The 14,549-nt window shown below is 42.5% G+C and carries 10 protein-coding genes; 5 read left to right on the forward strand and 5 right to left on the reverse strand.

Annotated features, from left to right (window positions below):
- Positions 1 to 21: 21 nt before the first annotated feature.
- Entirely contained in the window at positions 22 to 858 is an 837-nt protein-coding gene (locus AACU32_RS22260; protein WP_096603309.1) for an Rpn family recombination-promoting nuclease/putative transposase, read from the reverse strand.
- A 161-nt stretch (positions 859 to 1,019) separates the two neighbouring features.
- Positions 1,020 to 2,372, reverse strand: coding sequence for a hormogonium tapered terminus morphoprotein TftA (gene tftA / locus AACU32_RS22265; protein WP_096603311.1), 1,353 nt, complete (start codon positions 2,370 to 2,372; stop codon positions 1,020 to 1,022).
- Between the two features lie 242 nt (positions 2,373 to 2,614).
- Between tftA and dnaG the strand changes: the two genes are divergently transcribed.
- Together dnaG and AACU32_RS22275 are read left to right on the forward strand one after the other, a co-directional pair.
- On the forward strand, positions 2,615 to 4,543 hold the full coding sequence (gene dnaG / locus AACU32_RS22270; protein WP_096603312.1) for a DNA primase: 1,929 nt from the start codon (positions 2,615 to 2,617) through the stop codon (positions 4,541 to 4,543).
- Positions 4,544 to 4,747: 204 nt separating this feature from the next.
- On the forward strand, positions 4,748 to 5,206 hold the full coding sequence (locus AACU32_RS22275; protein ID WP_096603314.1) for a DUF3592 domain-containing protein: 459 nt from the start codon (positions 4,748 to 4,750) through the stop codon (positions 5,204 to 5,206).
- Positions 5,207 to 5,217: 11 nt separating this feature from the next.
- On the opposite strand, the gene AACU32_RS22280 is transcribed toward AACU32_RS22275, so the two are convergent.
- Positions 5,218 to 6,483: a plasmid pRiA4b ORF-3 family protein gene (locus AACU32_RS22280; RefSeq protein WP_096603315.1), complete on the reverse strand. Its 1,266-nt coding sequence runs from the start codon at positions 6,481 to 6,483 to the stop codon at positions 5,218 to 5,220.
- A gap of 123 nt (positions 6,484 to 6,606) precedes the next feature.
- Here AACU32_RS22280 and AACU32_RS22285 point away from each other — a divergent pair, with 123 nt between their 5' ends.
- Entirely contained in the window at positions 6,607 to 7,143 is a 537-nt protein-coding gene (locus AACU32_RS22285) for a nucleotidyltransferase family protein (protein ID WP_096603317.1), read from the forward strand.
- Between the two features lie 66 nt (positions 7,144 to 7,209).
- On the opposite strand, the gene AACU32_RS22290 is transcribed toward AACU32_RS22285, so the two are convergent.
- On the reverse strand, positions 7,210 to 9,534 hold the full coding sequence (locus tag AACU32_RS22290) for a PhoD-like phosphatase (protein ID WP_096603318.1): 2,325 nt from the start codon (positions 9,532 to 9,534) through the stop codon (positions 7,210 to 7,212).
- Positions 9,535 to 9,715: 181 nt separating this feature from the next.
- Between AACU32_RS22290 and AACU32_RS22295 the strand changes: the two genes are divergently transcribed.
- Together AACU32_RS22295 and AACU32_RS22300 are read left to right on the forward strand one after the other, a co-directional pair.
- Complete coding sequence (locus tag AACU32_RS22295) at positions 9,716 to 10,123, forward strand: KTSC domain-containing protein (RefSeq protein WP_096603320.1); 408 nt, start codon at positions 9,716 to 9,718, stop codon at positions 10,121 to 10,123.
- A 306-nt stretch (positions 10,124 to 10,429) separates the two neighbouring features.
- On the forward strand, positions 10,430 to 10,696 hold the full coding sequence (locus tag AACU32_RS22300; RefSeq protein WP_339378170.1) for a hypothetical protein: 267 nt from the start codon (positions 10,430 to 10,432) through the stop codon (positions 10,694 to 10,696).
- Between the two features lie 161 nt (positions 10,697 to 10,857).
- On the opposite strand, the gene AACU32_RS22305 is transcribed toward AACU32_RS22300, so the two are convergent.
- The gene (locus AACU32_RS22305) at positions 10,858 to 14,478 is read right to left on the reverse strand and encodes an NB-ARC domain-containing protein (protein ID WP_096603323.1); all 3,621 of its coding nucleotides are present in this window, start codon (positions 14,476 to 14,478) and stop codon (positions 10,858 to 10,860) included.
- Between the last annotated feature and the right edge of the window lie 71 nt (positions 14,479 to 14,549).

Below are 14,549 nucleotides of genomic sequence, written 5' to 3' on the forward strand. Positions count from 1 at the left end.
TTTTAGTTCGTATAGTTTAAGTTATCGTCTGTCTAACCAAGCCTGTAAATCAGCCAAACTGGTAAAATCTAACAATGCTTCGCTCAAATCTTCCAGAACAGGCAAAGGTAAATCAGCAATTGACGAACGCATTTCCCCTGGAAGTTCTGCAAACCGCTTAGTTAGTTGTCGAATAACGAGGTTAAATGTTGCTTCTTCTCGCCCTTCCTCCTTGATTTCTCGGTAAACTCGCGTTTGCTTGAGTGTGATGTCTAACATTGACTCTACCTCCCTTCTGCTTAATTGTTCAAATTTGTACACCATAATTGTCGTAATCATCTCTATTATGGCGCGACTTGCTTGTTCAGTTACTTCTTGACTAGTTCTTGTTAACAAATACTTGGCTGCTGCTGGTGCTTGTTCTTCTTCTACCGTAGTGAGTACCATCAGCGCTACCCATAAAGGTAACTGACGAATATCTCCTAATTCATCCAAATACACTCTATGCACTTGTCCACCGTTCAGTAATGAGCGATGGGGATTAATATCATTTTGTTCGATATTGCGTGATGGATAAATTATAACTGCTTGCCAATCGCTAAATCTGGCACGATTACGATAGAAATATAGTGAAGATTCTGCAAATAATCTTTCGTAAAGCTGTTCATCTTTTTGAAACTGTACTTCACAAAAATATACAACTCCAGCACCTTCATTGTCAGGTGGAAGAAATACTCCATCAATCTCAAATGTAGGTTCTTTGACAGCTACTGAATCAAATCGATAAGCTTCTGCATTAGTCGGCGGTGTTGCTAGTAATTGAAACAACAGGTTAGGAAATTGTTGAAACAGTTTATAAAAGATTGAATCTCGACGCATGAAGTATTATTTGCAATCTGTATTAGCCATCTTACAAAGTTTTTAGATACAGAGTTAAGTAACTGCAAAATTTTGACATAAAACAGTTTTATATGAATATTTACAGAGTTTTTTATGTGAGGAGAAGCTCTAGAACATTTAAACCGCTATTGATTCAACAATCATAAAAACCCTGCTGACTCATACAAGCGTTTGAGCATGGCGGTAATCTTCACACCATAATCTAAATCTGCTGACCAGCGCCCTGATAACTGATCGATTAAGGGAGCAATACCACGGGTGACAAAACGAAACCGGGGATCGACAACATCGTTCACCAAAGGTTCTAAACTGGCGTAAGCTTTTAAATGTTGGATGTGCGCTCTCACACCAATTCTGGCACTTTCAAAAGATGCTGCTTGTGCACTACCGCCAATTGTACCTAAACCAGCAAAGTTATTTTGTACTGGTGTAATATCACCACCAAAGCGTAAAAATCCGGTTTCAACACACATTTGACAAAAAGCAATATCGTAGTTGATCCCCTCTGTACTCGCTTCTTCTCGATAAAGTTTTGGGATGTCGGGAAATTGCACTAAACCATTTTCATTATTGTTTTTCAGAAATCGCTGTAATTGGTCTTCTGAAGTATTACCATTCGATACAATGCGGTCAAATTGACCAGGGCAAACTACTAAAATTGACCGCAAATTTACAGTGCGAGTTGCAGAATCCCAGCCAACAGAAACATTAAAATCTCGCAGTTCAACTGCTTTGACATATACTACTTTATGATAGGTAATTCGGCGAACTTCTGGGACTTTTGATAAGTCAACGCGTAAGCGGTCTGCCAAATCAATGGGAATGTAAGCGTTGCCATTAATTAATATCCCTTGTTCTGAGTATTTTTGCCCGTTAATATTAATATTAATTGGTGGATAACTTGGTTCTGGGGGAGTTCCTTGATTAGGATCGATCGCCCGACTCCAAGAAGCCAATCCATCAGCAATTCCCAAAGCAAAATCGCGACGACGATTTTGGAGTAAAGAACGGTCTTCCGGACTACTGAGGAAACCTACTTGCATTAACAAAGAAGCGATCGCAGTCTGTCTGCAAAATACCAACTTACCCAATCCAGTATCGCTATCAGGCTTGACTCCCCGATTCGGTAACTGGGGTACACGGCGCAACAGTCCTAAAAGTAAAAGTTCCGCATTGCTTTTACGTTGATTATTGCTGGCAATATAGAACACACTAGCCCCCCGCACACTAGGACTACTAGCTGCATCAGCGTGAATTTCTAACGCCACATCAGTCGAACGACCACGGGAATTGATCCAGGCGATAGTATTGGCTGCACTCAGGTCATCGGGAACTGCTAAAACTTCAAAATTACGCGCTCGCAATTCGGTTACAATCAAATCCCGCAACAGAATCATTTCTTTAGCCTCTGTTGTCCCGCCTGCGATCGTCCCTGGATCAATTCCCCCAGTTTCTTTGCCTCCGTGAGCAGCAGAAATAAAAATACGCCCCATCTTCAGTATTTCCTCTTGTAAGAATCAGTCTAAGCAATCCTGTATATCATTCTTGGTTGAGCAACAACAATATAATAGCCATCAGGAGTCCTTGATCATTTGTCCTTTGTTATTTCTCCCAAGTTTTTGCAGAAAACAGCCCCAAGGAAAAAGAAGGGGGATGAGGGGACAAGGGGGACAAGGGGGACAAATGACAAATGACAAATGACAAATGACAAATGACAACTGACAACTGACAAAATATGTACATCCCTCGCTTGCACCCAGATACAATTGAAGAAGTTAAACAACGCGCTGATATTGTAGATGTCGTCTCTGAGTACGTAGTTTTACGCAAGCGCGGTAAAGATTTTGTGGGTTTATGCCCGTTCCATGATGAGAAAACCCCTAGCTTTACTGTCAGTCAGACTAAGCAGATGTACTTTTGCTTTGGCTGTCAAGCAGGGGGAAATGCAATTAAGTTTTTAATGGACTTGTCCAAGCGTTCCTTTGCGGAAGTGACTCTAGATTTAGCTAGGCGTTACCAAGTACCTGTACAAACCCTGGAACCTGAGCAAAGACAAGAATTGCAACGACAGATATCTTTGCGCGAACAGCTATATGAAGTTCTCGCTTCGACAGCGCAATTTTATCAACACGCCCTGAGACAATCTCTAGGACAAAAAGCATTACAGTATCTCAAAAGCGATCGCCTCCTTCAAGAAGAGACAATACAGCAGTTTGGCTTAGGTTATGCGCCCGCAGGCTGGGAAACACTCTATCGTTATCTGGTAGATAGTAAACACTACCCAGTGCAACTAGTAGAAAAAGCCGGATTGATTAAACCCCGCAAAGAAGGGGGCGGTTATTATGATGTGTTTCGCGATCGCCTAATGATTCCCATCCGTGACATCCAAGGGCGGGTAATTGCTTTTGGTGGGCGAACCCTCACCGATGAACAACCAAAGTATCTTAACTCCCCAGAAACCGAGCTTTTTAGTAAAGGTAAAACCCTCTTCGCCCTCGATCAAGCCAAAGGAGGGATTTCCCAACTCGATCAAGCTGTGGTAGTAGAAGGATATTTTGATGCGATCGCTCTCCACTCGGCGGGGATTAATAATGCGATCGCTTCTTTGGGTACAGCCTTAAGTTTAGAACAAGTCAAGCTGGTATTACGCTATACCGAATCAAAACAGTTGGTTCTCAACTTTGATGCTGATAAAGCGGGAAATAATGCCGCCGAAAGAGCGATCGGTGAAATTGCCGAACTCGCTTATATGGGCGAAGTCCAGCTAAAGATTCTCAACATCCCCGATGGGAAAGATGCCGATGAGTACTTGCATAGTCATAGCCCAGACGACTATCGCCAACTCTTAACTAATGCGCCCCTATGGCTCAATTGGCAGATTGAGCAAATTACCAAAGACCGTGATTTAAAACAGGCTACAGATTTTCAGCAAGTAACCCAAAGCATAGTAAAATTACTTAAAAATATAGTTAACAACGATACCAAAAATTATTATATATCTTATTGCGCCGAAATCCTCAGCTTAGGAGATAGCAGACTAATTCCGCTACGAGTCGAAAATTTGCTGACTCAGATTTCTCCTCCTAACAGCTACTCTCAACCGATACCAATCAAGAGAAAATCGGAGAATAATAAAACTTCCCAGAGTTCATTTGCTGCTAGCGAACGCGGTTTGTTAGAACGCGCAGAAGGCTTATTATTGCGGATTTACCTACATTGTCCTGAACAGCGCCAAGCTATTTTCAACGCATTAGAAGAAAGAGACTTACAATTTAGCCTTTCCCATCACCGCTTTTTGTGGCAAAAGATTTTAGAGTTACCTACACAGCAAGTAGACTTAATTTCAAATTTGCAAGATAGATATTTAGAATTATCTGAAGATTTGAGTTTAGTGTCGCATGTGTTTCATTTGAATGAGAAAAGTAAGACAGATGATATACTGCGTACTCCTCAACTTGTTCAGGCGGCGATCGCTTGTATGGAACTAGTTATGTGTGAAAAGCGCTATCGTCACTTTGAGGAACTATGGACACAATCTGATGAAAAAGCCGAACCAGATCTATATGAATATTATGGTACAAAGTTTATAGAAGAAAAACAGCGGTATCTCAAATTAAACGCACAGCGGAATTTTTCTATAGAAGAAGTGCTGAAATATGCTTAGTATAAGCATCAAATATTGATGTAAGTAGGTGGGCGCTAAAAAACACAACTAAATTAAGAAATGTAAATCGTTTAAAAGTTTATATTCTTCAAAGCGTTTCTGCTGCTTTACATAAGTTTAGGTAGTTCGGTTTAATTGTGCCTACCTACTTATCACATTTTCGGTGGATAATAAATTAAGTTAATACTTGATTTTGAAACTTCTATGGATGCTGATTCAAAATTCTTTCTATTGTTTGGTTCGATATTTGCTGGTGTAGGCAGTATATTTGCTGTCACAGGCATTATCTTTGTCATCAATACTCATTCTTTTGTCAGCACGGCAGAATCTATACAAGGAAATGTAATTGATTTAAAGTTACGTTCATCAACTGATAGTAAAGGTCGCTCCTCTTCTGCTTACTATCCAGTCGTTAAATTTACTCCAAGTTCGGGTGAAACCATTATATTTGAATCCAATACAGGTAGTAGTCCACCAGCATTTAGTAAAGGTCAGCAAGTAGAAGTTTTATACAATCCTAAACAGCCAAATTCTGCCATGATTAATTCTTGGCTTGAGCTATGGTTTTTACCGGGTATGTTTGCTGGTATGGGGTCAATTTTCGTGCTTATTGGAGGAGTTGCACTATTTCAACCTTTGCGGAGGCTAATAAGTTTTAAGTAATTTTAAATTATTTACTCCTCTTCATCCCAATCATCATCTTCACTCCAATATTGTTGGGGTGCATCACCATGAATTTCTAAAATCTTGGCTTTTTTAATTTTGTTATCAGAAGGTTCAATTGCTTCTAATTGCACATTAAATTTCCAATTATCGCCAAAATCATAAAGATAAGTCATGCTTGCACCCGGTTCTAGAGGTAAATCACCAATGCGGATTTGATCTGCAAATGGCGGTGATTCCATGTAGGGATGACCAATGCTACAAGTGCGACCAAAACGGTCTTTATAACTAAATTCGTATAGGTGATCGTCATCAAAATCAAAAGCATCAAGAATTGTCCCAGCTAACCAGCTTAATTCTCTTTTTGCTGGGATCGCAATCCGTCGCCAAGATTTAGCAACGGATACTTTAAAAATATAAATACCATCAGTAAAGCCTTGCTGAGGGAGAGTCAAATTATTTTGCCATTCTGGGAAAAAAGGCTGTAAACTTGGCTGCAAGTGTCCAAAGTTTATATTGATATCTTCCTCAAACTTGCCTACAATTCCCACGGGAAAGAGTAACATGAATAGAGCATCACCAAGCGGTAAACGTTCTACACTAATAATCCGCCATCCCTTACCTGCTTCGGCTTTTCCTTGTTTAATAGTTAATAATCCAAATAATTCTGATAAAGCAACATTATGCAACCCCGGATTATAGCCAAGAGTTTGTTGGTCATCATATTTGGTCAAGTTTAAGCCTTTATCAGGAATGTGCCCCCAAAACTGAAGACACTTACCTAGATTATTCCATCCATTGTGACGTTCACCTAAAACTTCATTATTTCCCCAAATTAACCAAGCTTCAAGTAAGGTGAAATAACGTTCTGTCAGGTTAAGGTTAGACCAAGATTCTAATACAGCTTCATCTAATACTAAAAATTGTTTTTTCCCTTGAGATGTGATTTGTCCGATTCCCGAACTGCGTAATAACAGATAAAGTCCATTAATGTAAGGATATGATTTTTGTACAGGACGTTTCAGTTTAGTGTCGATTGGGTGACTTAAGCGAGAATTCAGTTCTGATAATATTTTTAAAGGTAGAAGATGATTAACACTACTGACTTCCACGCCTTTTGGTTGGAGAAAATCGATTAAGGTTTGAAAGTCACGCAGAATTGTACCTGGTTGATTTTCATCAATACTTAGTTCTTTGAGGAGTTGTTGCTGTGACTCTGGGAGGGAAGGTAGTTCCTGATTCAGTGTCAGTTCTAGGTTGGCAAATAAGTCTTCCATAATTAAAAATTAAATTAAAAATTCAATTTAAATTTAATCCTACGAATCAAGAACTGGACAAAATTTAGCAAATGATGAATGCTAATATTTTCGCTTGCTAGTTACAAATCTCACAAATTTGATATGAACAGTAATACTCGCCTCCAGATGATTCTAGCTGACACACCTGTAGGGATGATTTTACCCGCGATCGCCCAACTTAATCTACCTGATTGGTGGTTAGCAGGCGGTGCGGTACGAAATACAGTCTGGCGCTTAATTTTTGGGGATGACTGCGAGTTAGTAATCAAAGATTTTGATATTGCATTTTTCGATATCCAAGGCGATCGCACCCAGGAACTAGCCGCCAAAGCCACCCTCACACAACAGTTTCCTAATAACGAATTTGATGTGAAAAATCAAGCTAGTTTTGCCCGCTGGCGCGATGGCGACACAGCATACAATAGTACAGAAGATGGCATTACACAATGGTTACATACTGCTACTGCTGTAGGGGTGCGGCTAAATGCGCAAGGAAAATGGGAGTTTTTTACCCCCTACGGCTTGGATGATTTATTTAATGGAATTATCCGCACTACGCCTGTACATACTGATAATCCTCATGCGCATCAAAAAGCAGCTATTTTTTTACAAAAGTGTCCTTATTTGCGGTTAGCATAAATAAATTTTGTAGTAAGCACTTTAGTGCTTAAAAGGTCAGGACTGAAGTCCTTACTACAATGATTTTTAATTATTAATTCTTAATTTGGCATGGTTGAGTTCACTTTCAAAGCGGCTATAGACAATTTCGATAGGATACCAAGTTGAAAACCAGTATAAATCTTGCATAACTTTGGCAGAGTTATTATTATCTACTTCAAAATGAACTAAGGCTAAATTATTTAAGCCTATTACTTCGCGTCCATCTTGAAACCAAGGTAATTTCCAAAAAGCTAAATACTGTAACCATTCCCATTTATGGGTTTTAGCTTGTTTTTTGGCAGTCATTAGCCATGAAACATTAGTGCCAAAGTCAGCAGTTTTTGTGCTAGTTCGGGAAATCCATTCCATTAAACCATGCCATTCGGGCGGACGAGGTGATAAAGAATCACTGTAGGATTTTCTGCTAGAAATTTCTACCATATAAGGGGAATTTGTCCAGCCTATCCATTGTCTAGTTTTTTCTGGTAACAGCCATTGTTTGAGTCTTGTATGAATGATTTGAGTAATCTTTTCTTCATTTTTAAAAGCACTAGCTGTTAACTGGACTAATATAGATTTTTTCTCAGAACCTAACGATTTTTTGGTATAAGTTAAGCGGACAACAGAACTGTAGTGAATGTCTCCAGATAACACAATTACTTGTTGGCGTTGCTCAAATAATGTGGTGAGAAATTGTGCTAAGGCTTCGTAATTAATATTCCATGCATCACCTACATCTACACCATAAACTTTATCTCTTTTTAAATGCCAATGGTGAATCCAATCTATTACTTGTAAACCAAATAAATTTGTCGGTGCAATCACAAATGTAGCTTGCATTGGCGATCGCCCTATCGGTTTGTGTGTGACTTGTTCTAAAGGCTGGGATAGTTGCTGTGCAAAGGCTGGAGGCGATAGCAGCATTGGCGGCGCTATTGGTTTTTGATCGGCTGGATAACCGCGCCAAGTGCGTGTATCTAAAACTATGACTTCATGGCAAAAGCTGCGTACCGTATAATGCCATGTTAGGGCTTCTGGGTCTCTGTCTAGTACTAAAACTGAATCATATTGCACAAATTCCGGTAAATTTGTACTGGGGTTAATAGGCGGCATTCCTAAGTAACGGGCGATCGCATCCCACGCTTCAGCATTCATTCCCCCAGATGCAGACCAATCCGCCGCTGCTTGTAATAATTTCTCCCCTGGTTGTCCGCCTGTAAATTGCTTGGGTGTATTCCCCCAGGCTTGAAAAACTGCATAGGCTAACAAAGCATTTTGCACTGTTCTCCGTCCCAAGGGTTGTCCTAAAACCCGCAAACACCAAGCTTGGTTGAGGTTCCAGTCATCGCTGACATCATGGTCATCGAAAATACTATACATGGGAATGTTCGCCAGCGCCCGCCGCACTTTCCACAGGGTATGGATAAATTGCTGCATATCCCGCACTTCTTTATCCCAACGGCGGCTGACGCGATGTCCATCCATCACCTCCCGCCCTTTGGGTAAGGTACTCGGCCAGCAAGCGGGAGACCATGACAATATATAAGATGCGTAATATTCCCCCAAACTCAGCAGGTGACTGCTAACTTTGGCAGCTTTATTGTGTAATCCGGCGGTGAAACCTGCTTGATGAGTGGCGATTTCTGCCCGATGTCCGGGAAGCAGTTGCTTTGGGGTTAAATAACTGGGGTCGGCGGCTGTTTGCTGTGTCAAAGGTAACCTTTCTTCCCAACCTAAAAGCGCATCGCCTAACTGAGAAGAAACCCACAACAGCGGATCGGCGACATCATCACCATAAATTTGGTCGCCTGTAAGGAAAAGCTGATGGGGTCTTTTGCGGGGCTGGTTGGCGGCTGACTCAATCAAGCAATCGAGAATTGGTAACGCATCAAAGCCATCACCGTGAGGTTTACGACAGGAACCATGCACAATCCGCAAATCTTGTAAATCCGTTGGCGGGAGGACAAATGTGGGTTTTTGATGGTCAAAATAGCTGATGTTCACAGCGGGAAAGCGGCTAGAACATAAAGCTTGCTGCAATGTTTGCGGCTGGGAAGACTCCTCAATAAATTGTAGGTCGTAGGCGTAGATGCGATCGCTACTTAATAAATAACTACCCGCAGATTCCGCCGTTACTGCCACAATATGCAGCGATTTTCCCAGGGCAAAAGTAGAACGTCTTCCCTCTAACAGCAGATTTGTGATTAACTCACCGTGATTTGCTGTGTCATAAATCTGGAGTACCACCTCACAAGGACGTTTCAACGCCACCCAGACTGTAACTGAGTCGGATTCTGTATGTTGTAATATAGGCCCCGCCAGAATTAGCGGCAATTCTTGTAAAAACTCTGCTCCAAATAAATCGTTCATTGCTAACTATGCAAGCCTTGTTTCCATCGTATTGCTATAGTCGCGCATTTTCTGCTGCAAAATATTGACGATAAACTGCTTCTATGATACAAATGTACTATTAAACAGTGCGATTTTGCAGCAGAATTTAATACTCTCAACAGATAAATAGCATTTTTAACCCCACAGGAGAGCAAAATAAATGAGACTATCTAAAATGGACTTGAGTAGCCTGATTGCGATCGCTCATGCTGACGGACATTTACAATTATTGCTCGATCGCGGCGACGAAATAGAACTTTTAGAGATTCCCGCACCAGTTCAAGCTTTTGAGGGGTTGGTAGAACTGAACGAGATTATAGCGGAACCTGTGGCGCTTCCTGAATATGAAGAACCGATTGCGTTGTTACCTGTGAGTTCATCAATGGCGGCTAGCATTGCTTACGATAGTCACGAGCAAACTTTGCAGGTTGAGTTCAAGAGTGGGGCAGTTTATGAGTATTCTGGGGTAGATGAGGAGACATGGGAAGATTTTTACTCGGCTGATTCCGTTGGTAGTTTTTATAATCAGCAAATTAAAGGGAGATTTGACTGCGAAAGGATAGGGTGAGAGGGAAAATATTTCATCTTTCGCTTACCCGAAATAACGCCCGCAGGCTAGAAGCCTGGGGCTATCGATACAAAGCCCACCTTCGTGGGCTGTTTTTAGCCCACGAAGGTGGGCTTTGTTCGATTAGCCGCACCCTTCTAGGGTGACGGCGGTCTGTTGGGTAAGCGAGGGGTTTTACCTCTGAGTCGCCAGTAGTATCTTTAAACAGGAGTAGGTTAAATCCAATTCTCCATTATTAATTACGTGATTCGCCGGGAAAAATCACCAACTGTTCACCTTCAGAAGGCGGAATTTGCACCTCAAAGCATGAAGGTTGAAGTTCAAAACCTGAAGCTTGCAGCTTTTATCCTCAACGTTGCGGCTTTGATGTCGGAAATTGCGGCTTTTATCTCGAACGTTGCGCCTTTTTGCTTGAACGTTGCAGCTTTTATCCTCAACGTTGCGGCTTTGATGCGGAAATTTGCGGCTTTTATCTTCAACGTTGCAGCTTTTTGCTGGAAAGGTGAGAAAATGAGCAAGAGCGATGCCTGCGGCGGGCTACGCCTACGCACTTTGATGGCAACTTATGAGTGAATTAGCAATAGTCATGGTGATGGGAAGGAAATTAAAAAAGGCGATCGCAGCGATCGCGGCTTGTTTTGCTTCGCTTGCTATGAAAATTGCCTAACCGGACTCCCTATTATCCCCATTCACCACAACTGACTCAAACAAAATCCGCATTTCTTAATTACGAATTACTCTTCTTTGCCTTGCAACCGCAAAAAATGCACCCGTCCTGAATCTTCCCCTGCAACAACTCTCACCCCATCAGGTGCAACAGCACAGCATAATATTCCCCCATCCCCAATGAAGCTAGCAATTACTTCTCCAGTTTGCCAGTTCCAGACTTTCAGAGTTTTATCAAGAGAACCAGAAATTAAGTACTTGCCATTTGGACTGGGGGCAACTGCACATACCTCAGAACTATGACCCTTCAGAGTACGCAGTTCTTTACCAGTTTGCCAATTCCAGACTTTGAGTGTGTTGTCAGAGGAAGCAGAAATCACGTACTCGCCATCTGGAGTTAGAGCAACTGCATATACCGAGCGGCTATGACCCTTCAGAGTACGCAGTTCTTGTCCAGTTTGCCAATTCCAGACTTTGAGTGTGTTGTCCCAAGAAGCAGAAATCACGTACTGGCCATCAGGTGTGAGGGCAACTGCATATACGGAGTCACTATGACCCTTTAGGATACGCAGTTCTTCCCCAGTTTGCCAATTCCAGACTTTGAGTGTGTTGTCAGAGGAAGCAGAAATCACGTAATTGCCATCAGGTGTGAGGGCAACTGCATTTACTGAGTCACTATGACCAGCTAGAGTACGCAATTCTTTTCCAGTTTGCCAATTCCAGACTTTGAGGGTGTTGTCATTGGAACCAAAAATCATGCAACTACTATCTGCGGTGAGGATAATAGCAGTTAGCAAGTCAGTATGACTCATTAAAGTACGTACTATTTCCCCAGTTTGCAAATTCCAGATTTTCAGGGTCTTGTCAAAGGAGGCAGAAATTATGTATTCGCCATCTAGGATGAGGTTAAGAGCGGTTACCCAGTGAGTATGACCAGCTAGAGTACGCACTTTTTGTCCAGTTTGCCAATTCCAGACTTTGAGGGTGTTGTCATCGGAACCAGAAATCACGTATTTGCTATCAAGGGTTAGGGTGACTGCATTTACAGAGCCACTATGATCCTTGAGGGTACGCAGTTCTTCACCAGTTTGCCAATTCCAGACTTTGAGAGTGTTGTCAGCAGAACCAGAAATCACGTAATTGCCATCAGGTGTGAGGGCAACTGCATTTATCCAGATACTATTACCCTTTAGGGTACGTACTAGTTCCCCAGTTTGCCAATTCCAAACTTTCAGGATATTGTCGAACGAAGCAGAAACCACGTAGTTGCCATCTGGAGTAAAGGCGACTGCTGTTACCCAAAAACGACGATTCTTTAGAGTAAGTAGTTGTTCTCCAGTTTGCCAATTCCAGACTTTGAGAGTGTTGTCATCTGAACTAGAAATCACGTAATTGCCATCAGGTGTGAGGGCAACTGCATTTACCGAATGACTATGACCCGCTAAGGTACGCAGTTCTTCACCAGTTTGCCAATTCCAGACTTTGAGAGTGTTGTCATCTGAACTAGAAATCACGTAATTGCCATCAGGTGTGAGGGCAACTGCGTTTACCGAATGACTATGACCCGCTAAGGTACGCAGTTCTTCACCAGTTTGCCAATTCCAAACTTTGAGGGTGCTGTCATCAGAACCAGAAATCACGTAATTGCCATCAGGTGTGAGGGTAACTGCATTTACCGAGCTACTATGACCTTCTAGGGTACGCAGTTCTTCACCAGTTTGCCAATTCCAGACTTTGAGGGTGTTGTCAGCGGAACCAGAAATCACGTAATTGCCATCAGGTGTGAGGGCAACTGCATTTACCGAGTGACTATGACCCGCCAGGGTACGTACTAAGCAACCGCTAGGAGAAGTCAAGCTTGCTGTTTGCGGAAGCAAGCTAGGAGTTTTGCATTCCTGCGCTTGCGTTAACAATGCTTGAATTTCTTCTCTTTCAAAACCCAGCAAACGCCCTAATAATTGCCCTGGCAATTGCTGTTTATCTTCATTTAAAATATGTGCCGACAGTCTCAATGCACCTTGAATTAACTGTAAATTCTCATCCTCCGGCAAAAAATTATAATCTGCTATCAAAGCATTAATATTGATGTTATCCAACTTCCCCTGCAACCAGCGAAAATCACCCAGCAGTTGTTGTAATTCCCCTTCCCTTCCCCCTGCTTGCAAGTGATAGGCTAAATTCTGCCAGATATAGCCGTCATTTTCTAAACTATGCCAACCTCCGGGGTATTTCTCACTGTAAGCATTTAACAGGCGATTGTGTAAAAACCCTATCCCCTCACTTTCGGTTGCTAATGTCGTGTACTGCTTCCTGACATAATCAAACTGCAAGTCATGCAACTGCAAATTTCCCGCTTCATCCCGCAAAGCCAGAGATTTACTCACCAATTCATCAATGACATCTTGGCTATCAAACTCATCTAACCCCAAGGGTTGCCAAAAAGTCTGCAAAACTGCTTCGGGTATGGGTGTATCTTCTCTAAATACCGCAAAATCTAAATATCGCTGTTGGTAATTCTCATCTAAAGCCGCCACACTGACAGCAATAGCTTTGAGTAAATCGGGATAAGGATAATCGGGAAATTGTTGTTTGATTTTCTCTAAATCAGCGCTGCGGAGTTTTTCTAAAATATTCTGCCAGCGATTTGCAGGTTTCCCCCGCATCATCGCGCCCACCATCGCCAATGCTAAGGGCAAATACCCACATTCCCGCGCTACCTGCAAAATTAACCCCACCCCGGCTGCGCCACCCCTCCCCGCAAGCGAGGAGGGGTAAGAGATAATTTCTGTTTCTCGGCTGCTTTGCAAAGAAGAGAGAGATATATCGATATCATCTTTCCCCCTCCCTGCTTGCTCTGAGGGGTTAGGGGTGGGGTGCAGTATCTCCGGTTGATTTGCCCAATCTGCCAACAGTTCTAACGCCTGTTGTTCACCCAAAACGGCCAGCTGATATTCTTCCCCTCCCAACCCCGTGACTATCGCTGCATCACGGGTAGTAATTAACATCTGACAGCGTTCCCCCAACACATCAAACGCCGTCGCATCATCCAAACGCCAGATATCATCCAAAATCAGCAAGCAAGCTTTCTCGGCAAACAACTCCCGTAACCGCGCTTTCGCCAATCCCACCTCGGTAAACGCCGCTTGCTTCTCACCCAACGCCGAAGCAAGATAGGATTGCCAAGTTAAAATTTGGGGCGTTTGTCCAAATGTTATCCAAAACACCCCATCAGGAAACGCCTGTCTGACTTCTTCATCCCGCGCTAAGGCTGTAGCTAAGACTGTTTTGCCAATTCCGCCCATTCCTTGCACACCTACACGGCGACTTTTCCCTGTAATACCCACAGGTTGCTTTGTTGGTGATAATACTTTCTGTTTTAAGGGTGCAAGTTCTTCCAGACGGGGTAAAAAGTGCGGCGGTAACTCTGGGACGTTGGTAAGATTGCCTAAAGGTAGTTGATTGGGGTCAAAATTCAGCGTAGAAAGAGCTTGTTCGATTGTATCTAATTCCTGCTCCAAGCGTTTGAGTTCTGTTTCCTCATCTTGGATTTGTTGTTCTAACTGAAACTTAACAGCAACCCCAGCCTCAATTGCGAAAGCCAGCCGCAACTGCGTTAACTTCTTATTTCTCCGATCCCAGTCGGCTTGAAGGGTATCTCGCTGTTGTTCCAATCGCTGTCGTTTCGTCATTGCCAGGGTTGGGAGGTGGTGTTTTTAAGTATACATGGTGGGGGGAAGGGGGAAAGGGTAATGGGGAAGGG

It is taken from the genome of Calothrix sp. NIES-2100, from assembly GCF_963875285.1.
Classification (GTDB): Bacteria; Cyanobacteriota; Cyanobacteriia; order Cyanobacteriales; family Nostocaceae; genus Aulosira.